Genomic DNA, 25,577 nt, shown 5'->3' with positions numbered 1-25,577 from the left:
AAATTTCCGCTAAACGCGGTCTGGCTTCTGGGGGGTACATCGGTAGATATTTTTAGTATGGTCAGAACAGCTTGAAAAATTCGGTAAACGAGAGATTTCTAATATTTCTGGAATTTCGGATGAACAGAAAATATGAAAGGAACACCGCTGCACGGCAGTGCAGACAGTGTTCCTCTCAAGGCACTTGATTAGTATCCTGCGCAGATCTGATCCCGAAGACGGTAGAATTCCTTCAGCTGGTCCTGCTCATAAGCGTATCCGGCTCGAATCAGCAGATCTTCCCGCTCCTTTCGGGCCACAAGCTGCAGTCCGACAGGAAGCCCTTCGCTTGTCAGCCCGCAAGGAATGGACAGAGCAGGTACCTCCACCATGTTGAACAGGCCCGTATAACGGGTCATCGCGTCAAACACGCTTTCCGTATAATCGCCAAAATGGACTTCGTCCACGCCGATTTTCCGCGCAGGGATCGGGATCGTCGGTGTGGCCAGCACATCAATGCGTTCGCGGAACAATTTATCGAACATGTTCATATACATTTCTTTTGTCTTAAGCGCTTCGATATATTGCAGCGAGGTGATATCCCGGGACGATTCCAAAAAGGCTCTGGCATCCGCTCCGTATTGCGATAAGCAGCATTCCATCCGGCTTTTGTGGACATACCCCGCCTCCGAAGCGGCGATGGTCAACGAAACCTCGCTGTTCCCTTCCACAAAGGAGACGTCTGTATCAATGAGAATGGCACCGAGCGACTCAAGCGCCTCCAGTGATTGAAGATACAATGCATAGGTTTCCGGGTCGATGTGTTCGTTAAAATAGCTGGTCGGCACGCCGACACGAAGCCCCCGGATGTCTTGATTCAGATATGGCAGGTAGGACTGCTTCGTCATGGCACCGAACAGGACTGCCAAGTCGGTCATATTGGCCGTGATCGGCCCAACATGATCCAGAGTCCAAGAAACGTAAAATACGCCCTCAGTGGGTACATTGTTATACGTAGGTTTTAACCCGACAACGCCACAGGATGCCGCCGGGATCCGAACGGAGCCGCCCGTATCGGTCCCGATGGCAGCTGCCGTCAAATCAGCGGCTACCGCCGCAGCCGATCCGCCGCTGGAGCCTCCCGGCGTGTACTCATGGTTCCATGGATTGTGCACAGGTCCATAATGCGGGTTATTTGAGGTGACACCAAGGGCATATTCATGCAGATTGTTTTTTCCCAGCAGGATCGAATCCTGCAGCAGCAGCCGCTGGACGATGGCAGCATTCTTGTCTGGTATGTGATTGGCGTCAATCGAGGAGCCGTAAGTGGTGCGGATACCTTTCGTATCGATATTATCCTTATAGGAAAGCGGAATTCCGTACAGGAGACCGGTCTGCTCTCCCGATGAGGATTTGGCTACGAGCCGCTTAGTTTCTCCCGTGGCCCGATCCTTGGCTACCGTAATATATGAATTGAGTGCAGGATCTTTCTTTTTAATCCGTTTCAAATAATGCTTCGTAATGTCCAGCGTCGTCCAAGAGCCTGTTTTGTACCCGGATTGAATTTCCTGAATCGTTTTTCTCCCCATCATTCATTCTCCTTTCTTAGTCAGACAAACGAAAACTTCCCTTTCGGGAAGCTTTCATGTCCAGTTCTCTACTAAGCTATGCGGAAATGCTAGAGAACGTATGGGGATTTTGCCAATAAAAGGTAATTCTAAAACGTCACGAATTGGTAGGCAGGAACCCGACGGATTTCCATACTTGCTCGTAAACAGACTTGATCGGGATCCTGTTCTCTTTGGCTATTCGTTTGCAATCCTCAAACTCCGGAGCGCATTGAACGGTCTCCCCGTTATGAATACCCAATTTTACGGTAACGGCTCCCCATTCTGTTGGGACCTGAGTAAACGTTCGTTCCAGACGGTGCACCGTGAGCGGATAATACCGGATGCCAAGCGTTGTCGTCTCGCGAAAAATGATTTCTTTCATCCGGTCGATCTTTTCTTTGGCGCATAGCAGCTGAAGCATCGTTCCCGGCCGGTTTTTCTTCATATAAATGGGGGTATAGAACACGTCGTTTGCACCGTTTTCGAGCAGAAGGTCCATCACGTAGCCCAACCATTCACCCGAAATGTCGTCGTAGTTGACTTCCATTTTCACCATGTCATGATCGACATGTTCATGATTTGGGGGCAGCTCGGATTTCATAAGACAGACTCCTTTCGGATCAAGAGCGTTATTCGCCCACGATGACACGCAGCACGTTCGGCCGGTCGGCAAACGTTTTGGTCCCTGCTCCGTAACCGACGGCGGACACCTTGATAGACGGAATGGGCCCGTACTGCTGCGCCAGCACCGATACGATCGCCGCACCCGTCGGTGTCGTCAGCTCAAAGCGGACATCCGACGCTTCCAGCGGTACGCCCTTCAGAATCTCCAGCGTCGCAGGCGCCGGCACCGGGTAAATACCGTGGTCGATCCGGATTTTGCCCATACCGACGGGCACGGGCGAGGAATGGATCGCTTCGATACCCATTTGATGAATCAAAATCGAGGCGCCGACAATATCGACGATAGAGTCCACTGCGCCTACTTCGTGAAAATGAACGTCATCTAACGGAACGCCATGTATCTTTCCCTCAGCCTCCCCAATGATCTTGAAAATACGGAGCGCCGTGTCGCGTACCGGCTCTTCAAAATCGGCCGCTTCAATCATTTGGACGATATCCTTGTATGCCCGATGATGATGCTGGTGATGATGGCCGTGACTATGCGAATGATCATGGCTATGATGGTGATGTGTATGGTCATGATGATGGTGATCATGGGTATGAGGATGGTGGGCATGATGATGGTGGATATGCTCGTGATGATCGTGCGCGTGGTCGTGATGGTGATCGTGCACATGATCGTGGCTGTGGTCATGTCCATGATGATGTTCGTGACTGTGGTCGTGATCATGCTTGTGGCTATGGCTGTGAAGATGCGCTCCATCATGATCGTATTGAGCTTCGCCTGAACCTTCCTGAGCCCCAAGATCCGCTTGGGAATGTTCATGCACGTGATGATGATCATCGTGATCTTTCTCATCCGCTTCTTGCAAATGCACGTCAAATTTGGTCGCAGTGATCCCGTTCTTGTTCACCTTGCTCCACTGCAGCGTATATTCTTCTTCGATGTTTAATTTCTGCAGCTCCGTCTGCATCCGCTGCGCATCGCCGCCGGCATCCAGCAGCGCACCGATGAACATATCTCCGCTGATACCGGAAAAGCAGTCAAGGTATAGCGTTTTCAAGTTCGTGTTCCCCCTCCATGTACAAGCTGATGAATCAGCGCGGCGTTATAACCTCCGCCAAATCCGTTGTCGATGTTCACCACGCTGATGCCTGAGGCGCACGAATTCAGCATCGTCAGCAGTGCCGACAAGCCTTGAAAATGAGCCCCATACCCGACGCTGGTCGGTACTGCGATGACCGGGTGGGAGACCAGGCCGCCCACGACGCTGGGGAGCGCCCCTTCCATCCCGGCCACCACGACAGAAACCGTTGCCTGCTGGATTTCCTCCAAATGGCTGAGCAAGCGGTGGATCCCCGCAACGCCCACATCATATATCCGGTGGACCCTGCTTCCGAGCACTTCGGCCGTCACGGCCGCCTCCTCCGCCACGCGCAGATCCGAGGTTCCCGCCGCAATCACGGCGACATATCCTTGCGAATCGTCTGTGGGTATCTGTTCCTTTTTCCAATACAAAACCCTTGCCGTCTCGTGATAACTGTAATCCGGACACGCCCGCAGCACTGTCTCGGCTTTTTCCTTGTCCACGCGTGTGACCAGGACGCTGCTGCCACGGGCTTGCAGAGCGCAGGCAATCGAAATGATATGATCCGCCGTTTTGCCTTCCCCATAGACGATCTCAGGGAAACCCTGCCGTTTACTGCGCTGGTGGTCAACCTTGGCAAAGCCGAGATCCTCAAATGCTGCCAGCCGCGCTTTGGCTTCCGCCACGCTCAGGGCTCCGCTGCGTACTTGCTCCAGAACGTCGTCCAACAAAGTTCTCATCCCCTTCCAGAGCTTTCGTTATGCCAAAACCTTGTTCATGCTGCCGCTCTGATAACCCACCAGGTCAAGCGTTACGTACTTGTAGCCGTACTCCTGCAGCCTGCCGGAAATTTGCGAATGCTGCTCCAGAACGGTCTGCATGTCCTTCGGTTCCACTTCGATCCGCGCCGTGTCCTGGTGCGTGCGTACCCGTACCTGGCGGATGCCGAGCGATTTCAAATAGGCCTCCGCTTTTTCGACCTTGCTCAGCTTCTCTTTGGTAATCCGTTCCCCATAAGCGATTCTCGAGGACAAGCAGGCAAAAGAAGGCTTATCCCAAGTGGGCAGGCCGTAGCCTCTGGACAGCTCACGGATTTCTTCCTTATACAATCCGGCTTCCAGAAGCGGTCCGCGAATGCCCCTTTCCTTTGCCGCCTGCATGCCGGGCCGAAACTCATTCATGTCGTCGGCAATGACGCCGTAAACGATATTTTTATAGGATTGCTCCGTCAGTACGGGAACCAAATGGTCGAAAAGACTGCTTTTGCAAAAATAGCAGCGGTTTTTCGTGTTTTCGGCATATCCGGGAATCGCCAGCTCGGAGGTTTCAATGACCTGATGCCGCGCTCCGATCCATTCGGCCAGCTCCCTCGCTTCTGCAAGCTCGGTCGACGGATACGTTTCCGAATCCGCGGTCACCGCCAGTACTTGATCGGGGCCGAGCGTATCCACAGCCGCTTTAAGCAGAAAGGTGCTGTCCACCCCTCCTGAAAATGCCACGACAACTGAATTTAGTTCCCGCAGGATGGACTGCAGTTTCTCATATTTTTCGGTTATCATTGTCCTGCCTCCTTCCCGTATGGCCATTAAATCGTCATGCTGCCGAACCCGCCATCCACCCGGATCATCGAGCCGGTGATAAAGCTCGACGCCTGATCTGAAGCAAGCAGGATCGCAGCCCCTTTTAATTCATCCGGCGTACCGAAGCGGTTCATCGGCGTATGCCGCATGATCGATTCGACCCGTTCCGGGCTTAATATTTTCTGGTTCTGCACAGCCGGGAAAAACCCCGGAATGATCGCGTTAACACGGATCCCCTCCGGCGCAAGCTCACGGGCCAGGAATTGGGTGACGCTGTTCAATCCGGCTTTGGACACCGAATACGTAAACACCTTGGAGAGCGGCGTCGTTGAGGACACCGACGAGATGTTGATGATGCTTCCCTTCCGTTTCTGCTCGACCATGCGCTTGGCGAAAATTTGGCAGGTAAGTACGATGCCCTTCAAGTTCACGTCCATAATGCGGTCCCATTCTTCCATCTCCAGCTCGAAAAAGGGAGTGGTGCTGTTCGTACCCGGAGCGTTGAGCAGAATGTCCCATCCGCCCGACCATGCTTCGATGTCCGCGGCTGCTTGGACCAGGGACTCGCGCGAGCCCACATCCGCCTGGAATGCTTTCGCTTCGCCGCCTTGGCTCCGGATGACACTTACGACTTCCTCCGCTTTGTCCAGGTTCCGCCCGACGATCGCTACCCTGGCACCGTGTTCGGCAAAGCCCTCGGCAATCGCCGAGCCGAGCACGCTGTTGCCGCCGACGGCTACCGCCGTTTTCCCCGTTAAATCAAACAAACTCGTCGTCATCTAGTGACTCTCCTCCGTTTTCGGTAAATTTCCGTGCTCGTCAAAAGGCAAATCATACGGCTCCGAGGCCAGCTCCATTTGTGGATGCTGCTTCACATATTCGAACAGCGCTTCAGACACCTCGATTTGGCTCAGAACGAGCGTATTTTTGATCCGGACGATTTTCGCCTGGTTAAAATCCAGCACATTGCTCGTTTTCACCGCCGCCTGAATCGCTTCCTTGTCATTCGGCAGCGTCGTGGCGATCTTCGTCGGCGCGACGACGGTGGACGTCAGCCCGTTGGCGTAAGTAACCTCCAGATCCATCTTGTCGACAAGCCGCTGCGTCGTAAAGTCGGCCGTGCCCACCCCGTTTGCATTCCCTTCTGTTTGCGGCGTCAAATCCAGAACGACCATTTTGTTGACATCTGGCCCTCCGTGCGCATAAGGCGTCGGATATCGGCCCGTGATGTTCGGATCCATGCCGTCGCCGCTGATGTTTTTGCCGATCTCGTCAATGATCAGCACTTCCAGCTGGTCAAAAAACAGCTTTGGCAGCAGTTCCTTCGCCTGAAGCTGCAGTTCCGGTTCCTTGTCGACAATCTCCTCCGGCGTAAGCACCTCAACGACTGCAACCTTGTCGAACGCATTTTCGATCGTCGCTACCCCGAACAGGACCGGCTTCTTCTCCATGATCATGTTGGCCATGGCCGGAACATTCTCGGCCATATATTTAAACCCTAGCTGGTGGCAGGCCTCTGCCCCTTTCTGCTTGCCAAGGCCGATGCTGATCATTTTCATGATGCCGCTCTCCACCGGTCCCCGAAAAGCCGTATGCGGCTTAATTCGGTTAATAACGACGATGCCGTCCGCCGCGGCGGCGTATTTATCCAAATACACCGGAAGGCCGTTCGGCAGCGAACCGAGCTGGACGACTTCCATCGAGGAACGGATTTCGCAGCCGGCGCTCTCTTCCGTGACGCCCAGATGCGCCAGCACCTCCCGCTGCCCTTCCGCCGTGGCACCTCCGTGGCTGCCCATGCTCGGCACAATAAACGGCTTGGCCCCTGCTTCCTTCAATGCTTTGACGGTCACGGCGGTTAGCTCCACAATGCGGTCAAGACCCCTGCTGCCGACAGCGATCGCGATTTCCATGCCGGGCTTGACCTTCTCCATGATGTGCGCCTGACGCAGCTTGGCCCCAAGGTCGCTGCCCAGGTCCACGATCTGTTCATCGTTGAACCGGACGTTGACCTTTGCCATTTTCGGAATCGGAATATCCTTCAGAAGCTCCTGCAAAATACCCATGCGCTTTCCCCTCCCCCGTTATCGTTTCATGAAATAGGCTTCGGCGTTGCCGTAACCGATGTTTCGAACCATCCGTTCCAGAGCCTTCATATCATTCGGCACGAGCCCCTTCTCCACCCAGGCTCCGAGAAGATTGCAAAGAATGCGCCGGAAATATTCGTGCCGGGCATAGGACAGGAAACTGCGCGAATCGGTCAGCATGCCGATAAAATGACTGAGCAGACCGACATTCGCCAGGTCCTTCATCTGCTTTTCCATACCATCTATATGATCGTTGAACCACCAGCCAGACCCGAACTGAACTTTGCCCGGCACGCCTTCCTCATAAAAGTTGCCTGTCATCGCGGCCAGGACGGCATTGTCTTTCGGATTCAAATTGAACAGCACCGTTCTCGGCAGGGCGTCTTCCTGATCCAAAGCATCAAGGAAGCGAGCCAGACCCTGCGCAAGGTTCGTTTCTCCGACAGAGTCAAAACCGGTATCCGCACCGATGCGGTTTTTCATCTTGGTATTGGTGTTGCGGAGCGCGCCCATGTGCAGCTGCATGACCCACTGCTTGCCGGCGTACATTTTGCCGAGCTCCTTCAGCAGGAAAGAGCGGTATGCGTTAATCTCAGCGCCTGACAATTCTTCACCATTCAATCTTTTATTAAAAATAGGAACGATTTCTTCCTTTGTGACGTCTGCGTAATCAAGGTACGGGATATCATGGTCGGAAGCACGTCCACCATGCTCATCGAAGTAATCCACGCGCCGTTGAAGCGCATTCAGGAAGGCATCCAGGGAACCGATGGTTTGGCCTGTAATCTCGCCGAGCTTATGTACCCATTCGGTGTATGTGGGGCGCTCGATATATAATGCTCCATCCGGTCTGAACGTCGGCGCGATGATGGTTTGAAAGCTGTCATCGGCAGCCAGCCGCTCATGATATTCCAGCGGGGACAGCGGGTCGTCGGTCGTGCCGATAAATTTCACCCGGGCTCTGGCAATCAGCGCCCTCGGCAGAAAATCGGGCTGCTGCAGCTTGGCGTTGCATGCCTCCCAAATATCGCGGGCCGTGGCTGGGCTCAGGATTTGTTCGATGCCGAACACGTTCTTGAGCTCCAAATGCGTCCAATGGTACAGCGGGTTGCCGATCAGGTGCGGAACCGTCTCCGCCCAGGCCATAAATTTATCCCAATCCTCCGCATCGCCTGTAATCAGCTGCTCACCGATGCCGTGCATCCGCATCGTACGCCACTTATAATGGTCGCCTCCCAGCCACAGCTGCGTAATATTGGCCCATGGCTTGTTCTCCCATACTTCCTTCGGGTCCAAATGGCAGTGAAAATCAAAGATCGGCAAATCGGCAGCCGCCTTTTCATATAACCGAACCGCCGCAGGGGTATCCAGCAAAAATTCCGAATCGAGAAATTGGCTCATCCTGTTCTCCTCTCCAAGGATAGTTAATTGGCATGAAACCCTTTACAATTTTTAATTTGTTTATTAAACTTACAAAATATATTCGTACTGTACCAACTCCCCACGCCTTTGTCAATCGGGTAATTTCTGAGCGGGGGGAGGCGGGTTCGTGCTACAATATGGTTTATGCTGAATTTTCATGACGTTCTAAAATTGGAGGAAACAAATGGTAACCGGAGACGCCTCTTATATTAAAAAGATCAACCGGGCGTTGATTATACGGGAAATAATGAAGGAAGGAAAAATTTCCAGAGCGGATCTGTCCAAGATTACAGCCCTGACCCGGGCAACGATCTCCGCGCAGGTAGCAGATTTGCTGGAAGAAGAACTGGTCGTTGAAACCGAGCTGGAGCACAACCCCGTCGGACGCAAACCAATTATGCTCTCCCTGAACGCCCAGGCAGGATATGCGCTCGGCATTGACCTGGACGCAGGACACGCGACATTCATGTTATCCGATTTAACCGGTCATCCGGTCACAACCGAAATCATTCCAATTCAATCGGAAGCCTATGAGGATATCGTACAACTGCTGGCCTCCGCGATCAGCGGTTATCAAAGCCGATGCGCGGGCAGCCGCTACGGGATGGTCGGAATCGTATTGGCGGTTCACGGACTCGTCTCCAATGAACAGACAATCAAATTCGTGCCCCGGTTCCAATGGCAAGACGTTGACTTGAAGCAGGATCTGGAACGTGCAGTCGGTGCGGCTGTCCATTTGGAAAACAACGCGAACCTCAGCGCTTTTGCCGAGCGGGCGTACGCTCACCATACGACCGACAACCTGCTCTGCGTAACGCTGTATTCCGGCATTGGGCTCGGCATGATCATGGACGGCAAGTTTTTTCGCGGCCATGAAGGCTTTGCCGGCGAAATCGGCCATATGATCGTCGTTCCCGGCGGAGAGCCCTGCGCTTGCGGCAACCGCGGCTGCTGGGAGAAGTATGCTTCGGAGACAAGCGTGCTCCGGAACATCCTTGCGGCCGAACCTGGTGACGCCTCGGATATGGAGTGGATCAGCCGGCGCATTGCCGAAGGCGACGAACAAGTGCTTGTCGCGCTGAATCAATTCGTCTATTACCTGTCGATCGGGCTGAATAATGTCATCAATATGTACAATCCGGACGTTGTCGTCATCGACAGTGAGCTTCTGCGTATGGTTCCCGATGCACTGCAGAGGATTCATCATCAACTACATTCCCAAATCAGCCATTACCGGGAGATCACACTGTCGGGCATGGGGCGGAAATCTTGCGTCATGGGTGCCTGTGCACTGGCGATTTCCCGTTTTTTGAACGTGCCTGTGCTTAGCTTGCCCTCCGGCGACGGCCTTGCTGATTGATTGCGGGTATGAAAATTGAACGATGATGCCCGCTCCCACTCTTCACAAGCCCGATACAACAAAACGGCCTATACAAAAAAACAAGCCCGGATCCATCGCGGCTTGTTTTGCGTTATCGGTAATTTGATTTCGCGTTTTTTTACTAGGCTATAACCCCAGCCGTCTGCCTAAAGGAGTCGGAAGTCCGTCGATCGTGCTCCTGTTTTTCTCCTGCCAGTAGTCGTGAAGCCCTTGTTCGCCTTTATGCTCTGCCCACCGATTCAGCGTGTCCCTTTCCTTTTCATAAGTCATGAAGGGAACCGCATAACCGCAGGACGTCTGCACTTTATGCACATCGATCGTGATGATCTGTCTGGCTCCGGGCATCGGATCAAACAAAGGGTATAATGACTCCCACTCCCTGCTCTCCGGTAAAACCACCGTCCCGGTTCCGTACAGCCGCATGATGTTCGCCGGCCCTTCAAACGCGCAAAACATGATCGTGATGCGGCCATTTTCTTCCAGGTGGGCACTCGTTTCATTGCCGCTTCCGGTCAAATCTAGGTATGCGACCCGTTTCTCGGACAAGATCCGGAACGTGTCATAACCTTTTGGCGACAAGTTGACGTGTCCCTCCTGCGATAACGGCGCTGTACCAACGAAAAACATGTGCTGCTTCCGGATAAAGTCCATATGCTCAGGCAGCATAGCCGGAAATTGTTTCCCCATTTGAATCCCCCCATTCGTACTCTGTCGATTAATTAAATTCATTGTATGTTAATCCGCTGCATATTAAAAATATATTTTTACCGCGAAATCATACATTATAGTTATGAGTGTTTGTGCAGCGGGGGCTGCCATTCAGACTGGGTTAATTACAGCTTAGATATTCATAAAATCGTCCCTCTCGACCTTACTCACCCGCAGACCGAACTTTGCGTACCACTCGCTCTTCCCTTTGTCCTGAGCCACCCTGTGCAAGGAATTCTCCTTCCAGGCCTTGATCGCCTCAAGTGACTCCCAATACGAGACGGTAATTCCGACCCCATCCGTTCCCCGAACGCTTTCGACTCCGAGAAAACCCGGCTGCTTCGAAGCAAGCTCGACCATCTTATCTCCCATTTTCCCGTACCCTCTGTTCTCTCCTTCAGACATTTCCGAAGTAAAAATGACCGCGTAATACGGCGGTTGCGGCGTTTTTGCAATAGCTCCCATCCTCGTTCTCCCCTTATCCGTCATTCTATCTGCATTATACCGAGCCACTTACAATAAATAAAATGAATGTTTAAAATGGTTGTAATGATTATTTCTCATGGCGGGAGTGTTATAAAATGACCTTGGCAAAGTATGAAATTCTCGGAAAAGTCGTCGAAACCGAAAATTTGACGAAAGCGGCGGATCAGCTGAGTTTAACACAATCGGCGGTGAGCCGTGCCATCATTAGCCTGGAGCTGGAACTAGGCATTCAGCTGCTTACCAGGGGCCGGTCAAGCGTCCGACTGTCCCATGACGGAGAACGGCTGTGGAAATATATGAAGGAAATGCTTCAATTGCAGGAAAACATGCTGCAGGAGGTAGATCAGATCAAGGGGCTCGTGCGGGGAACTGTCACGATCGGAACGTTTACCAGCGTATCGATCCATTGGCTGCCGGATATCCTTCAACGTTTCCAGCAAAAGTACCCGCAGATCAAAATCCGGCTGCTCGACGGGCACTATCAAGATATCGAGCGATGGATTGCGGACGGTACTGCAGATTTTGGATTTGTGAACATGCCTTCTTCGCATGGCCTTGAGACCACAATGCTCATACAGGATCGGATGGTCTGCGTTATGCCGGCTGATCATAAACACAACGTAAAATCCACGATATCACTGGAGGATATTGCGGATGAACCGTTTATTATGCCTGCGAAAGGCTGCGATACCGATGTAAGGGCGTGGTTTGACGGTCAAGCAGCAGTTCCCCGTATGCGATTTGAACTTGAGGACGATCATGCCATCATGGCGATGGTGCGTAGCGGACTTGGCATCAGCATCCTGCCGGAAACGATTCTTGCCTCAGCTCCTTCAGGGCTCGTGGCCCGGCCGATTGCCCCGGAAGCTTCAAGGTCCATCGCTCTGGCCGCGGTCTCTTTTAAGAAGTGCTCTCCGGCGGCAGCAAGGGCGATTTCGTGTATTGTGGAGATGATGGGCGAACAGAAATCGGATGCATAAATAAAATGTGTATTTACCGCTCCAACTTAACCGCGAAATACTGCGTTTTACTATTGAAGTGAAAAATGTGTGTTCACTGTGATCTCGGGTTAAGGACGTGACGAATGAAAATCAGATGTATCCTATTGTTATGTTTCGTACTGATTGCGGGCTGTTCAAATTCCCCATCAACGATAGAAGAAGCGATGCACAAATCCAACATCCCTTATGACGACATTTTAAAAACCTTTGATACAGACAATAAGCATAGTGTGGTGTTCTATAGTAATGACAATCAATATAACGTCGGCCTTTTGAAGCACAACCGTCAAAGTTGGACTTGGATCGTCGGCACATACACAAATATCCATCCTGAGCAGGATATCGACTGGAGCTACTGCAACCTGAATGAGCTTAGCCCGATGTTTGTCGGGACTGTCAATAACAAGGATATTCGGACCGTCGTCGTGGAGACACGTAAAGTTAAATCCAAAGCCCAGTTGACCCCTGCATCCGACGGTACCGTATACTGGTATGTGCTCTTGGATGAACCGCAAAACCCGCCAATGCGATTCACCGGATACGACGCTCAAGGGCAAGTTGTATATGATACAGGCTCACTCGATGAATAGGGTTCCGCTCCTATGAACAAAAAAACGTTCCGATGCTCTAGCATCGGAACGTTTTTTTGTTATCCACAACCGATTATTCTTCGGACTCGATCCATTGGAAATGGAAGGTGCCTTCTTTGTCGACACGCTGGAACGTATGCGCGCCAAAGTAGTCGCGCTGCGCTTGCAGCAGGTTGGCCGGCAGACGCTCCGTGCGGTAGCTGTCGTAGTAAGCCAGTGCGGAAGCGAAGGCCGGAACCGGAATGCCGCGCTGCATGGCAACGGACACAACGTTTCTCCAAGCATCCTGGTAGTTGGTAACGACCCAGCCGAAGTAATCGTCCAGAAGCAGGTTTTTCAGCTCCGGATTTTTATCATAGGCCTGCTTGATATTTTCCAGGAAGCGGGCGCGGATGATGCAGCCGCCTCGGAAAATCATCGCGATGCTGCCGAAGTTCAAATTCCAGTTAAACTCTTCGGAGGCAGCACGGAGCTGGGCGAAGCCTTGGGCGTACGAACTGATTTTGCTGGCGTACAGCGCCTTGCGTACGGCTTCCACGAACTCCCGCTCATCCCCTTCATACGGAGCGGTGTGCGGCCCTTTCAGGATCTTGCTCGCCTCTACACGCTCTTCCTTCATCGCGGACAAGAAGCGGGCAAATACCGATTCGGTCACGATGGACAGCGGCACGCCGAGATCCAGCGAGCTTTGGCTCGTCCATTTCCCTGTTCCCTTCTGTCCCGCCGCATCCAGAATGACGTCAACCATCGGTTTGCCGGTGTCCGGATCCTTTTTCGAGAAAATATCAGCGGTAATCTCGATCAGATAGCTGTCTAGCTCCCCGCGGTTCCACTCGGTGAAAATGTCGTGCAGCTCTTCCGTCCCGAGTCCCAGCACATCCTTCAGCAGGTGATAAGCTTCGCCGATCAGCTGCATGTCGCCGTACTCGATGCCGTTATGGACCATTTTCACGTAATGGCCGGATCCGCCTTCGCCGATGTACGTCGAGCAAGGATCTCCGTTGACTTTGGCCGAAATGGCCGTAAGAATCGGTTCAACGAGCTCGTAAGCGTCCTTCTGGCCGCCAGGCATAATCGCCGGTCCTTTCAGGGCTCCTTCTTCGCCGCCGGATACCCCGGCTCCGATAAAGCGGATGCCCTTTGCCTGAAGCTCCCGGTATCTGCGCTCGGTGTCCGGGAAGAAGGCGTTCCCGCCGTCAATCAGGATGTCTCCTTCTTCCAAATGCGGAACGAGCTGCTCGATCAGCGCGTCCGTCGGTCCGCCAGCTTTGACCATCATCATGATTTTGCGCGGTGTTTCCAGCGACTGCACAAACTCCTCGATGCTGAATGTACCGACAAAGTTTTTTCCTTCGGCTTCGGCGAGCAGTTCTTTCGTTTTTTCCGGCGAACGGTTATATAAAGCGACCGCAAAGCCTTTGCTTTCCATATTCAAAGCCAGGTTTTTGCCCATGACGGCAAGACCGGCCACACCGATTTGCTGTTTGCTCATCGTTTCTCTCTCCTCCAGATCTCTCTCTTTTTACTTGACGCTGCTTTTCCAGTCAGCCGCAAATTTAACCAGGCCTTGATCCGTCAACGGATGCTTGGCGATTTGCGCAATCACGCCGAACGGTACGGTCGCAATGTGCGCGCCGGCCATGGCAACGCGGGTGACATGGTCCGGATGACGCACCGAAGCCGCGATAATTTGCGTGTCCAGGTTATGCGTGCGGAGCAGCTGCGCAATTTTGTCCACCAGTAGGACGCCGTCTTCAGAAATATCGTCCAGACGACCCAGGAATGGCGAAACGTAAGTTGCCCCGGCACGGGCTGCCAGCAGCGCCTGATTCACGGTAAAGATCAGGGTCACGTTCGTTTTGACCCCTTTTTGGGACAAATAACGGCAGGCTTCCAGACCGGCAAGGGTCATCGGCAGCTTGATCGTGATTTTCTCATCGTTGTTGTTGATCTTGATCAGCTCATTCGCCTGGGCAATCATTTCCTCAGCGGTCTCCGCATCCGGCGTCACTTCCGCCGACACGGACTCCACTTCCGGCACAGCCTGGCAAATTTCGGCGATCCGGTCTTCGAATTTCACGCCTTCCTTGGCAACCAGGGACGGGTTCGTAGTGACTCCGGACAGAACCCCGATTTTGTAGGCGGATTGAATATCCTGCAGATTGGCGGTATCAATAAAAAATTTCATCTTACAACCTCCTGTGAATGTTCAATATATGATTGGCTCGGTAAACCGAGCATAGAACCCAAAATCAGCTGGCGGTAACTTGCTCGACAAGCGGCTCGGAAGCAGCCTTTCCGGCTTCGTCTTCCTCATCGAACCACCAATGGAATCCGTCTGCGGCAAGCAGCTCATGGGCCGCTTCCGGACCGTGCGAACCGGCGGCATAAGGATGCAGCGGCACCTCATTAGCAGCGAAGGCTTCCAGGATCGGCTGCACCCACTGCCAGGACAGGTCGACCTCATCCCAATGGACGAAGAACGTCGAATCTCCGTTCAGTGCATCGTGAATCAGTGTTTCGTACGCTTCCTGGGCTTCCTTGCGATCCGGATACATATCGATGTATACCGGTTTAAAGCCGTTCGGATGATCCGGGTCCTTCGCATTCAGCTGAAGCGTGATGCCTTCTTTCGGCCCGATCTCGATGACCAGCAGGTTCGGTACGGTTGCCTGCTCTGCTTGCGTCGCCGTGGTGAGCGGTTCCTTGAATTCGATCACGATGCGCGTGCTCTTCGAGGCCAGACGTTTACCTGTCCGGATGTAGAACGGAACGCCGCGCCAATAGTAATTATCGATATGCAGCTTGGCCGCGATAAACGTATCGTTCGTCGAACCTTCGGAAATGCCGGGCTCAGCTGTGTATGCTGGAACCGGTTTACCTTGAATGGATCCTGCTGTGTATTGTCCGCGCACGATGTTGGTAAGCACATCCTGCTTTTGCAGCGGATCCAGTGCTTCAAGCACCTGCTTCTTCTTGAGCTGTACGTTCTCCGCCGAAGCCATGTTGTGTGGTGCGTGAATGGTCAGCATCATGAGCAGCTGCATCATGTGGTTCTGGAACATATCCCGCAGGGCACCGGCTTTGTCGTAGTATCCAGCGCGCTCCTCAACGCCTACGGTCTCGTCAGCCGTAATTTGGACGTTGGCGATAAAGCGGTTCGTCCACAGCGCCTGAATAACAGGATTCGCCTGCTTCAATGCTTCAAGCCGCTGCACCATGGATTTGCCGAGGTAATGGTCGATCCGGTAAATTTCTTCTTCCGCAAAAGCTTGGCTCAGCTGGTCGTTCAGCTCACGGGCCGAAGCGACGTCATGGCCAAACGGCTTCTCGATCACGAGGCGCTTCCAGCCCGTTACGCTGCCAAGGCCGCTGTTTTCGATTTGGGAGGCGATGGTGCCGAAGAAGTTCGGCGCAACGGACAAGTAGAACAAGCGGTTCGATGTTCCGCCGATTCCTTGCTCCCAAGCCTCCACCCGGTCTTTTAACCGGACGAAGTGATCCGTGTCATCGATGTGCAGGATGTTGAAGCCAAAGAGTCCCAGGAAGGACTGCAGGGAATCGTCCTCTTTCACATTCAGCCGGTAAAAATCGTACAGCGACTGCTTGACGTGAGCCTTGAACGTCTCATCCGTCATTTCTTTACGGCCGAGGCCGATCACGGAGAAAGCTTCCGGAAGCTTTCCGTGGATATATAAATGATACAGAGCAGGATATATTTTGCGCTTGGCCAAATCGCCAGTCGCTCCAAACAATACAAAAGTTGTAGGATTCATCTCAATTGCTCCTTCCTTTCAAAGCTCCCCGACTTCCACTTCTCATTCTGTCGAAAAAGCTCTGGTTTCTGTGTCTTGGATTCACTATAATACAAATATGTGCCATACATGTAATCAATATATTTCTGAGGAGATATAGACCATATCTATGACTAACAATTACGAGTTGTATAAAGTGTTTTATTGGGCCGCAAAGACGGGAAGTTTAACGCAGGCTGCCAAGGCGCTGTACCTGACTCAGCCCAGCGTCAGCCATGCCATCAAGCAGCTGGAGGAGCGGATCGGCGTTACGTTGTTTTACCGCAACTCCAAAGGTGTAAGCCTGACGCAGGAAGGCAAGATTTTATTTTCCTATATAGAGCAGTCGCAAATTCTTATTACGCTCGCTGAAGAAAAAATGGTGGCGCTCAAAAATTTGGACAGCGGCGAGCTGCGGATCGGCGGAAGCGATTCGTTGTTCAAGCACTACCTACTTCCTTTTCTCGAGGACTTCCATGTCAAGTATCCGGGAATCAAGCTGCACCTGAATCACGGCACGACGCCGGAAGTGATCTCCTATCTAAAGGAGGGGCGGATCGACCTTGGCGTTGTAAGGATGCCGATCTTCGACTCGCAGCTGGAGGTAACGGAAAGCATTGAGCTGCAGGACTGCTTTGTGGCGGGCGAACGGTACGCGGAGCTGAAGGGGCAGGCGCTGTCCATGGAACAGCTGATGGAATATCCCGTTATTCTGTTCTCACGGAACAGCCGGGTGCGTATGGCCATCACGGAGCTGTTTGAAAAATACGGATATGAGCTGAAGCCCGACATCGAGGTGGGAAGCGTCGATTTGCTGATCGAATTCGCCAAGCGTGGGCTGGGCATTTCGTATGTCACGCGCGAATTCGTAGCCAAGGAGCTGAAGGAAGGCTCTCTTTTTGAAATTGAGCTGGATGTGGAGATCCCTCCTTCCAAAGTGGGCCTTATGGTGATGCGTAACATGCCGATATCGGCGGCGGCGACAAGATTTATCGAGGTGGTTCATTAGCCGGGTGTAAGACAATAGTAAGAGCAAGGTGAAGAGGACGCCATAGCAAATGGCGTCCTTTAACGCATCATCCGTTCTTAAATTCAGTGCTGCTTCCGGTACGCTGACGGGGACATCGAACAGTAGTTTTTAAAAGCACGGGTAAATGCAAACAGGGTCGGATACCCAAGGGAATAAGCGATCTCCGTAACGGCAGCCGACGTCCCGGACAGCATTTGCTTGGCCTTGTCCATCTTGACCTTGGCAATATACTCGGCTGGCGTCATGCCTACAAACCTCGTAAACTGTGTCGAAAAATAGGTGCGGTTCAGGCCAGCATACTCGGCTACTTGCTGTACGGTGATCCCCTCGGCGGCATGCCATTCGATGTACTCGGTCCATTGGGATGCCTTGTTATTTTTTATCGTTGTCGCAGCAGGACGATGAGGCTCGTCCACGGCTTTGGCGCTTGCGATCAGCTGGGATAACACCTGGTACAGCAGTCCTTTCAGGTTCAGGGCGGCGGCGACCTGGTCCGTCTTGCCATCCTTCCACTCCGTAAACAGACGCCGGATCAAGTTCGCTACCTCTGGACTCCACAGCCCTCTGGAGCAGGGTACATCCGGATGAAAGCCTGCCAGATTCAGCATCGGTTCCATGCCCGGTCCATCCATGGCCAGCCATGTTAACTGCAGAGAATGATCGTCGTCCGGCTTGTAATACATATAGGTACGGTTCGGATACATGCAAAAGGCATCCCCTGTCTGCAGCCTGTACGTGTGCCCCTCATATTCAACCATCAGGCTGCCTGCCCTGACAAAATGAATACTGTAGCATTCAATTCTCCGCGGACCAATCCGGTAACCCGGCTTTGCCGTACTTTGACCCGCCCTGACCAGCCAGAACGGTGTACCTTTGTCGATCCTGGTCGGCGTGTAATATAAAAACTCAGCAAATTCGTGATCATACTCCTGCAGCATGCGTTATCATCCTCCCCATCATCCTTACATGAACTGACAAAATGATAAATCTATCATACAATACGCTATTCTCTTTGGGCACCCCTTTACATATAATCAGTTCGAGGAGGTTGACGGATGAAGAAACCTAATATTTTGTTAATTACCAGCGATCAGCAGCACTGGAATACGATTGGCGCCTTTAATCCTGAAATACATACCCCGAATCTGGACCGGCTTGTCCGGGAAGGGACCACATTCGACCGGGCGTATTGCCCCAATCCGACCTGCACGCCGAGCCGTGCCTCAATCATTACCGGCATGTACCCGAGCCAGCATGGCGCGTGGACGCTCGGCACCAAATTGCTGGAGGACCGCCATACGGTAGGCGAAGATTTCAAGCATGCCGGGTACCGGACCGGGCTGATCGGTAAAGCACATTTTCAGCCGCTCACTTCGACCGAGGAATTTCCGTCGCTTGAAGCCTATCCCATTCTTCAGGATTTGGAGTTTTGGAAAAATTACAAAGACGGATTCTACGGTTTTGACCATGTGGAGCTGGCGCGGAATCACACCAATGAAGCCCATGTAGGGCAGCATTATGCGCTCTGGATGGAAGAGAAAGGCTGCCATAACTGGAGAGACTACTTCCTGCCGCCTACAGGTACCATGGACCGGGATCAAACATATAAATGGCCGATTCCTGAAGAGTACCATTACAATACCTGGATCGCCGAACGGACCAATGCTTTGCTGGAACAATATCATGAAAACGACGAAAGCTTTTTCCTGTGGTCCAGCTTCTTCGACCCGCACCCGGAATACCTCGTTCCCGAGCCATGGGATACGATGTACGATCCCGAGCAGCTCACCATTCCCGAGATGGTTCCGGGCGAGCATGACCGTAACCCGCCTCATTTTGCCAAAACGCAAGAAGAGCAACCTGACTTCACAGACCTGCAGGAAACGGGACATGGCATTCACGGTTACCGTTCGCATCATTATTACGAGTACGGCAGCAGGAAGCGATTGACAGAGTATGACAAGAAAAAGCTGGTCGCTGTCTATTACGGCATGATCAGCATGATGGATAAGTACATCGGGCATATTCTCGATAAGCTGGAGGAACTGGGAATGGCCGATAACACGATCGTCGTCTTTACGACGGATCACGGGCATTTCTTCGGACAGCACGGTCTGCAGGCCAAGGGCGGGTTTCATTACGAGGACTTGATCAAGCTGCCATTTATCGTCCGGTATCCCGGTGAAGTGCCTGCCGGCAAGCGGAGCAGCGCCATTCAATCTTTGGTGGACCTGGCTCCGACCTTCTTGTCCCTGTGCGATCTGCCGGTTCCTTATGCGATGACGGGCATCGACCAGAAAAAGGTATGGCTCGGCGAAGCCGCACAGGCGCGGGATCACGCCATCTGCGAGTTCAGGCATGAACCGACCACTATCCACCAAAAAACGTACGTCGACGATCGTTATAAAATCACAGTCTACTACAACCAGACCTACGGTGAAATCTTCGATCTGCAGGAAGACCCCGGAGAGCTGAACAATTTATGGGACAATCCGGAGCATGCGCCGCTCAAAACCGAACTTCTGCTCAAATATGCCTGGGCGGAACTCGGCAAAGAGTCCATGCCGATGCCGAGAATTACCGGAGCATAGCGCTTGCCAGGCCCGATCCAAACGATGGGAATGCTTGGCCCGGCGTAATGAAATTCATGAACCTATGAACGTTCGAGAGTAAGAGTAACAGCAGCACATCCAAAAAGGCCGATTCACATCACTGTGAAACGGCCTTTTCCAACTCATTTATCGATTCGGATACAGCTCGAATTCATCACCTAACTCCGTCTCAAACTGGAGCAGCGAACCCTCCAACAAGTGAACCTCGCCTCCTACCTTCTGCAGGCATACTTCGCCTTCTCCCCATGGATTCCGAATCCGGCATGTTCCTCCAAGGGAGGACGTGATCGTTACATATTGTATATCGCCATCCTGAACAGCCGATTTGACGTTAAATCCACCAGGACACCATAGCGAAAATTCGCAGTCCCAATCCACTGGACTTGCAGGGAACAGACGGATAACCGAATCCTGGCCTGGGCCAGCAGGTTGGCTTTGGCACAGCGTCGATTGCAGCGCAGCCGCGGCGTTACCAAGACGCTGAATGCTGATGCAGTTCACCCCTTCCCTGACGGTCAAACGGTTTTCAAACGATTTGATTCGGCCTGTATCGTTGAAATAGCAGTAATCCCGCTCCGCGTTTACACATTCCAACTGGGCCAGCACGACCTGCTTAAAAGGCTCGGCAAGCCCCATATTGGCCAAGACGCGTGCCATCCCCGACATTTCAGAGGCAGCCCGGCTCCAGTCGTGATCGAGAAGCTCCTCCTGGTACCGAACCGTCGCCATAGTCGTCTTAAACATGTCTTGGTTACTCCCGGCGGTCTCGAGGGAACATAAGCCGCCGAAAAAGGCAGGCTTCACGTCGATATGGCTCTTCTGATCCAATACGGGACCGAGAGCGCCGACCCATACGGCCGCTTCCCCTTCTCCCGTTTTCAGGACGGCGTCTGCTTGGTCGCTTCGCGGAAGCGGGGCCAGATGCTCGTAAAGCTCCTGCCACGCCGGCCGTATATCGCGATCCAATCCGAGTAGGTCCGAAGCCCGCAGGACGATCGGGAAGATCGTATGCATGCCCGCCATCGAATCCATCGTGTCTTTGCCGCCGTAATATTTTTCGTCGCTGGTCGTGTGATACATGTGATACAGTCCGTCCTCATCCTTCCGCAGGTTGGGGTAGTGGCGGAAAAACTCGGCGACGCCCCGAATGATCGGATATGCGCGCTCACGCAGCCATTCTTCATCCTTGGTGAACTCATAGTACAACCAGTAGTGGTACGCAATTCCGACCTGGGTGGCGAACATGTGGGTCGTGAATCCAAAGGGGCCGTAACCTCGTTCCTTGTACGTAAACCTGCCGTCCACATATTTTTCGTGATACTTCCAGTTCCAACGGCTCTCATGCGGCCGCTTGGAGTAAGCATACTCGCGAAACCGGGATGACATCTGCTCCCACGGCTTGCGCAGCAAATAGAGGTTCCTCATTTCCTCGGCAATGTCTTCCGGCAGTTCCTCCACGCCATCAAAGGACACGACTTCCGGGATATAAATGCCTTGGCTTCCCCACTGCTGCCTTGCGGCGGCTGCACACGAATCGTACATGGCCGAATACATGTTGAAATACGGATGGAACAGTTCATCATGCCCGGTTGGCAGTACGGCGTTATAATACAAATTCATGTTGTTCCACCAATGCATGGCCCCCCAGTGCCGAAGATCTCCGCGCGGGCTGAGCAGCATGCCGCCGAAATTCGGAGGAAATTGTGAACCCCGCGAATTGGAAGCCATCAGGTATACATAATACGTGTAATGCTGCTCGACAAATTCGGCATGGCCGTCCTCGCTATGAAGGCGGATATACGATTTGTCCCAAAAGGAATGCCACCACTTGCGATGCTCCGCCAGCAGCACGTCATATCCCGACTGCATGGCATGCCGCACCGTTCGGATCGCTTCCCCGATGACATCTTCCTGCTCATCAAAGCTGGCTGCGCTGCTCATAAAGATATCAAAACTGCCGTTTCCTGGTTGAACACACAGGCGCATTTCTGTCTCATTCGGCTGCCCGATGATCAGATTTTCCCGATAAGCGCCGACTGGCTTCCGGCCGCCGTACTCGTCGTTCATCCTCACCTGCGCGTCCCTTCCCGTTATCGCAATAACAACCGCTGAAGCGCAGAAATAGTCTCCTTCGCGGAATTGCTGATGAAGCACCATCATGCCGTCCCTTATTATGAGGCGTGATACGGCGGAGTGGTTTTTGGTCACGACCTCTGCCGGACGCAGCATTTTGAGCTTAATGTTGACCCCTTGCGGCGCCGGCCGCCGATCATGTATCCGGACGCCGAACACATCATGCCCGGACGCAGCAAACGCCTCCGCCTCCACCCCAATCCCCGCAATCGATGCCGTCGCGTCATACAGACTTAGATGCTGACGAATTCCTTTGTCATGAAATACATCTTCGCCATAATCCACCAGGTCGATATCGACAAAGCCGCAGCCGTAAGCATAATCCGAGTGCCGCTGGTTGAAGCTGTTGGTACGGCTGCCGTTCGCATACACATCGGCCCGGTTGATTTGAAACTTGAGCGCCGAGGGAGAAGTCCAAATGAGACTGCCCATCCGGCCGTTTCCGAGCGGAAGGCCGCCCTCACTTCGCTCCACGGTATGACGGTAATGCAAATCCGCCCGTGAGACATGCTCGCGCATGTTGATGTTTGGAGATTCCACTGCTTTTTTCACTGGCCTGCACTCCCTGCGTGTGTGATGAAAAAACTTTAGACGATCACGCTTAATGGTGAATCCATGTCTATCTTAATCGTGTGCGGGATGCTGCCAGTATGAATAAGTTACGATGGACATGGAATTTGTTACGAAACGACAATCCGGGCCTATCTGAATTGGCGACAAAAAAAAGAAAGCCGACCTAGCGGCTTCCTCGTAAACGGGTCTGACTCATACAGTCTGTTTATAAACGTATGATTTCTCCGGAGCGGACTTCGATCGGGTCCCCATCAACGCTGACCCATACCGATTGGGCCGACGGATTATGAATGAGGCGTGAATCGGCAGAGTACCGGAGTCCTTCCACGGCTTTGCATTAGGCGTAAATTTCCGCATTCGTCGCGTACCAAATGTCGTCCTTGCCGCCGATCATCTCACCGAACCGCTCTACCAAGTCCCAGTTATTGTCGTTATCGAATTCATAGCTGTGTCCCCAGACGTAAAAAAGCGACATTCTCGAATATCTTTGCTGCATATGAATCCATTGATCGGCGTATTCGACCATTTGCTTATGATGGCAGGTCGGATGCCAGCGGAGCCAATCGTCCGGCTTATGAAAGCCGCCATGACTGTTCACCGTACGGGCGTATTCGATACCGATGGACCGCAATATGTTCACAACCTGATCGCTGTAGGTACCAAACGGATAGCTCATCCCTTTGACCGGATAGTTGACGAGCTCCTCCAATGCCTTGCGGTCTGCCACCACCTGCTCCAGCACTTGATCCGGCGGCGTCTGTTCCAGAAAGGGATGGTCCACCGTATGAACCGAAACTTCATGCCCCTGAAACAAGGCTGCGACTTCCGTTTTGTCGATATATCCTGCTTTCCCGAGATTCCCGCTGTTCAGATGAAACGTCCCCTTGAGGCCATAGTCGTTCAGCAGACTGACTAATTTGCGGTCATGGTCCCGCCCGTCGTCAAAGCTGAGCGTCACCGCCTTATTCACACCGTTAGGAAAACGGTCCAATTGGATGCGCATATGTCGTCTCTCCTCTTTTGTAATCTAGTGACAATCGTTTACCGGTATATATGAATTCGCTACTGTTGATCCATCTTTATTTTCATAGCCGCCAGCGTGTTGCGTGTCCAAGGAATTTTGTTCATGGTCATCACATTCAGAACGTAAATCAACACAAGCTTGATCCCTGTAAAATCCGATTGTGGTTGATCCTGAAAGGCTTCCATTGACTTCCCTCCACTTCATTTCATGATCCGTTTAACCAAGCGAACGGTTTGCGCTTTCAATTACACGCTCTATGTAAGCTTGTAATGCCTCAATGAATATGCGGCCTGCCTTACCCAGATATTTATCCGTCCGGTAAATGATGCAGATCTCCTGGCTCGGCGTTGGATGCAGAAGTGTGACTGCAGTGATTTGTTCCCGGCCAAGGTTGTCGAGCAGCAACCGGGGAAGAATGCATGCTCCAATTCCCTGCTCTACCATAGAGAGAAGCGTCGAAAGCGTCGAGGTCACCATCGCGTGATGCAGCTCCATGCCTTTTTCCTGGCAGCAGGATCGAATCAGCTTCGTGATCTGGTGATCGGGGCCGAATGTGACCATATCCAGCTCCTTTAGCTGTTCAAAGGGGATGGCCTTAAATCGGGCAGCGGGATGATCCGATCGTACGGCAAGCGCAAACTCCTCATGAAACAGCGGGATGATGGCCATACGGTCGTCGGGCCGCTCAGGCATCGTCGTAACGCCCAAGTCTCTGTTCCCGGCCAAAACCTCTTCATATACGTTCGTCGTTTCGTTGACCGAAATGGACAGTTTGGGGTAAGCCCGGTGAAAATCAAGCAGCAGCGCGTCAAACAGCAGGTCCCCATCCCCTGGCAGAATGCCGATGTCCAGCTTGCCGCCCTCCATTTTTTTAAGATCCGAGATGGCCCCCTGAATGTAATCCACCCTCTCAAAGATCAGCTGGCTCTGTTCGAGCAGGATCCGGCCGGCATCGGTTAAGGCAATCTTTTTGCCGATACGGTCAAACAGAGGCATCCCCAGCTCCTTTTCCAGAAACTTAATTTGCTGGCTCAAATTCGACTGTGTCGTGCAGAGATTCTCGGCTGCCCGGGAGAAATGCATTTCTTTACATATCGCTGCAAAGTATTCAAGCTGTCGAAGTTCCATGAACGTCTCCTTCCCATTGTTTCGTATGCTGCCATGTTAAGTTCTATATCCAGTATAACGGAGGACGGAAGGATTTCCCATACGATGAAAGATCCATTAGTGAAAACGATTCATACCATCGGAATTACGTGATTGTTGCTTATGGTCTGGACCGGTAAACTTGGTAACAAGAACGAAATAAACCACCCCACAAACCACTAAGGAGGAATTACAAATGAGTACACAATCTATCGTGAATACGGGCAAGGTGCTGCATCAATTGGTGATCGGTCAGGTACAGGGCATACCGGAATCGCTCTTCGACATAACGCCGGCAGGTTTTCGAAATACGATCCGCTGGAACGTCGGGCATATCGTATTTTGGCTCGATCGATATCAGCAGCTGTGCTTCGGTTCAGCGTCGACTATTCCGGCTTCCTACGAAACGCTGTTCAACAGCGGTACAAAGCCGGCCGACTGGACGATTGCTCCGCCATCCCAAGAAGAATTGGTGCAGCAGCTTGCCAATCAGCTGTCCCAGATTTCGGAGATTACGCCGGATATGCTTCAGCAGGATCTGAAGTCCCCGTTCGTGTTGGGGCCCTTTGAATTCACGACCGCTGCCGAGTTGTTCAACTTTGCCTTGATGCACGAAGCTATCCACCTGGGAACGATTACGAGCCAGCAAAAAGCGGTACAATAGCCGGCTTCCTTGTAAAACGGATTGCATTCACGCGAAAACATCCGT

23 protein-coding genes and 1 pseudogene are annotated in these 25,577 nt (G+C 52.6%); 6 read left to right on the top strand and 18 right to left on the bottom strand.

All coding sequences use genetic code 11. The annotated features are described in order from the left end of the window. Positions 1 to 188: 188 nt before the first annotated feature. From IAE55_RS02565 to uxaC, 8 genes are all read right to left on the bottom strand, one after another. On the bottom strand, positions 189 to 1,571 hold the full coding sequence (locus IAE55_RS02565) for an amidase (RefSeq protein ID WP_234489245.1): 1,383 nt from the start codon (positions 1,569 to 1,571) through the stop codon (positions 189 to 191). A gap of 133 nt (positions 1,572 to 1,704) precedes the next feature. Next, a complete protein-coding gene (gene larC, locus IAE55_RS34090; protein WP_192714283.1) occupies positions 1,705 to 2,190 on the bottom strand; it encodes a nickel insertion protein in 486 nt (161 codons plus the stop codon). Between the two features lie 28 nt (positions 2,191 to 2,218). Beyond that, positions 2,219 to 3,277 (bottom strand): LarC family nickel insertion protein, encoded by a 1,059-nt coding sequence (locus IAE55_RS34085; RefSeq protein ID WP_200630839.1) that lies wholly within the window; start codon positions 3,275 to 3,277, stop codon positions 2,219 to 2,221. After that, positions 3,274 to 4,041 (bottom strand): nickel pincer cofactor biosynthesis protein LarB, encoded by a 768-nt coding sequence (gene larB, locus IAE55_RS02550; protein WP_442793322.1) that lies wholly within the window; start codon positions 4,039 to 4,041, stop codon positions 3,274 to 3,276. Before larB ends, IAE55_RS34085 begins: the two co-directional genes overlap by 4 nt. Positions 4,042 to 4,059: 18 nt before the next feature. Beyond that, the gene (gene larE, locus IAE55_RS02545; RefSeq protein WP_105443086.1) at positions 4,060 to 4,860 is read right to left on the bottom strand and encodes an ATP-dependent sacrificial sulfur transferase LarE; all 801 of its coding nucleotides are present in this window, start codon (positions 4,858 to 4,860) and stop codon (positions 4,060 to 4,062) included. 26 nt (positions 4,861 to 4,886) lie between these two features. Then, complete coding sequence (locus IAE55_RS02540; RefSeq protein WP_105443087.1) at positions 4,887 to 5,660, bottom strand: SDR family oxidoreductase; 774 nt, start codon at positions 5,658 to 5,660, stop codon at positions 4,887 to 4,889. Next, a complete protein-coding gene (locus IAE55_RS02535) occupies positions 5,661 to 6,947 on the bottom strand; it encodes a lactate racemase domain-containing protein (RefSeq protein ID WP_105443088.1) in 1,287 nt (428 codons plus the stop codon). An 18-nt stretch (positions 6,948 to 6,965) separates the two neighbouring features. Then, positions 6,966 to 8,369, bottom strand: a complete 1,404-nt coding sequence (uxaC, locus tag IAE55_RS02530) for a glucuronate isomerase (protein WP_200630837.1) — start codon at positions 8,367 to 8,369, stop codon at positions 6,966 to 6,968. 205 nt (positions 8,370 to 8,574) lie between these two features. On the opposite strand from uxaC, the gene IAE55_RS02525 reads away from it, so the two are divergent. Beyond that, entirely contained in the window at positions 8,575 to 9,750 is a 1,176-nt protein-coding gene (locus tag IAE55_RS02525; RefSeq protein ID WP_200630836.1) for an ROK family protein, read from the top strand. Between the two features lie 147 nt (positions 9,751 to 9,897). Here IAE55_RS02525 and IAE55_RS02520 read toward each other — a convergent pair whose 3' ends face one another. Then, positions 9,898 to 10,458 (bottom strand): pyridoxamine 5'-phosphate oxidase family protein, encoded by a 561-nt coding sequence (locus IAE55_RS02520; protein ID WP_200630835.1) that lies wholly within the window; start codon positions 10,456 to 10,458, stop codon positions 9,898 to 9,900. Positions 10,459 to 10,611: 153 nt separating this feature from the next. Beyond that, positions 10,612 to 10,944, bottom strand: a complete 333-nt coding sequence (locus IAE55_RS02515) for an antibiotic biosynthesis monooxygenase family protein (RefSeq protein WP_200630834.1) — start codon at positions 10,942 to 10,944, stop codon at positions 10,612 to 10,614. Between the two features lie 116 nt (positions 10,945 to 11,060). Here IAE55_RS02515 and IAE55_RS02510 point away from each other — a divergent pair, with 116 nt between their 5' ends. Both IAE55_RS02510 and IAE55_RS02505 read left to right on the top strand, forming a co-directional pair. After that, positions 11,061 to 11,945, top strand: coding sequence for a LysR family transcriptional regulator (locus IAE55_RS02510; protein WP_200630833.1), 885 nt, complete (start codon positions 11,061 to 11,063; stop codon positions 11,943 to 11,945). Positions 11,946 to 12,049: 104 nt separating this feature from the next. After that, the gene (locus IAE55_RS02505) at positions 12,050 to 12,556 is read left to right on the top strand and encodes a hypothetical protein (RefSeq protein ID WP_200630832.1); all 507 of its coding nucleotides are present in this window, start codon (positions 12,050 to 12,052) and stop codon (positions 12,554 to 12,556) included. Between the two features lie 73 nt (positions 12,557 to 12,629). On the opposite strand, the gene gndA is transcribed toward IAE55_RS02505, so the two are convergent. The 3 genes from gndA to zwf form a co-directional block, all read right to left on the bottom strand. Next, complete coding sequence (gene gndA, locus IAE55_RS02500) at positions 12,630 to 14,048, bottom strand: NADP-dependent phosphogluconate dehydrogenase (RefSeq protein WP_116230639.1); 1,419 nt, start codon at positions 14,046 to 14,048, stop codon at positions 12,630 to 12,632. 30 nt (positions 14,049 to 14,078) lie between these two features. Then, positions 14,079 to 14,744: a fructose-6-phosphate aldolase gene (fsa, locus tag IAE55_RS02495; RefSeq protein ID WP_200630831.1), complete on the bottom strand. Its 666-nt coding sequence runs from the start codon at positions 14,742 to 14,744 to the stop codon at positions 14,079 to 14,081. A 64-nt stretch (positions 14,745 to 14,808) separates the two neighbouring features. Beyond that, complete coding sequence (zwf, locus tag IAE55_RS02490) at positions 14,809 to 16,332, bottom strand: glucose-6-phosphate dehydrogenase (RefSeq protein ID WP_145946017.1); 1,524 nt, start codon at positions 16,330 to 16,332, stop codon at positions 14,809 to 14,811. A gap of 148 nt (positions 16,333 to 16,480) precedes the next feature. On the opposite strand from zwf, the gene IAE55_RS02485 reads away from it, so the two are divergent. Continuing rightward, entirely contained in the window at positions 16,481 to 17,359 is an 879-nt protein-coding gene (locus tag IAE55_RS02485) for a LysR family transcriptional regulator (protein ID WP_105443095.1), read from the top strand. A gap of 83 nt (positions 17,360 to 17,442) precedes the next feature. Here the strand turns inward: IAE55_RS02485 and IAE55_RS02480 are convergent, their stop codons facing one another. After that, complete coding sequence (locus tag IAE55_RS02480; RefSeq protein ID WP_200630830.1) at positions 17,443 to 18,318, bottom strand: AraC family transcriptional regulator; 876 nt, start codon at positions 18,316 to 18,318, stop codon at positions 17,443 to 17,445. Positions 18,319 to 18,435: 117 nt separating this feature from the next. On the opposite strand from IAE55_RS02480, the gene IAE55_RS02475 reads away from it, so the two are divergent. Beyond that, positions 18,436 to 19,971 (top strand): sulfatase family protein, encoded by a 1,536-nt coding sequence (locus IAE55_RS02475; protein ID WP_200630829.1) that lies wholly within the window; start codon positions 18,436 to 18,438, stop codon positions 19,969 to 19,971. A 147-nt stretch (positions 19,972 to 20,118) separates the two neighbouring features. Here the strand turns inward: IAE55_RS02475 and IAE55_RS02470 are convergent, their stop codons facing one another. From IAE55_RS02470 to IAE55_RS02455, 4 genes and pseudogenes are all read right to left on the bottom strand, one after another. Then, positions 20,119 to 22,677 carry a glycosyl hydrolase family 95 catalytic domain-containing protein gene (locus tag IAE55_RS02470; RefSeq protein ID WP_200630828.1) on the bottom strand — a complete coding sequence of 853 codons (2,559 nt, stop codon included), beginning with the start codon at positions 22,675 to 22,677 and terminating at the stop codon, positions 20,119 to 20,121. Positions 22,678 to 22,903: 226 nt separating this feature from the next. Further along, positions 22,904 to 23,701, bottom strand: a pseudogene (locus IAE55_RS02465) (polysaccharide deacetylase family protein). A gap of 59 nt (positions 23,702 to 23,760) precedes the next feature. Next, complete coding sequence (locus tag IAE55_RS02460) at positions 23,761 to 23,907, bottom strand: hypothetical protein (RefSeq protein WP_186325855.1); 147 nt, start codon at positions 23,905 to 23,907, stop codon at positions 23,761 to 23,763. Between the two features lie 31 nt (positions 23,908 to 23,938). Then, entirely contained in the window at positions 23,939 to 24,850 is a 912-nt protein-coding gene (locus IAE55_RS02455; protein ID WP_200630827.1) for a LysR family transcriptional regulator, read from the bottom strand. A gap of 214 nt (positions 24,851 to 25,064) precedes the next feature. On the opposite strand from IAE55_RS02455, the gene IAE55_RS02450 reads away from it, so the two are divergent. Beyond that, complete coding sequence (locus tag IAE55_RS02450; protein ID WP_076166093.1) at positions 25,065 to 25,532, top strand: DinB family protein; 468 nt, start codon at positions 25,065 to 25,067, stop codon at positions 25,530 to 25,532. The last annotated feature ends 45 nt before the right edge of the window (positions 25,533 to 25,577 follow it).

The organism is Paenibacillus sp. S28 (genome assembly GCF_016624415.1).
Lineage (GTDB): Bacteria > Bacillota > Bacilli > Paenibacillales > Paenibacillaceae > Paenibacillus_AQ > Paenibacillus_AQ favisporus.
Note: the sequence above shows the minus strand (reverse complement) of the source record. Positions and strands in the feature narration are given on the sequence as shown.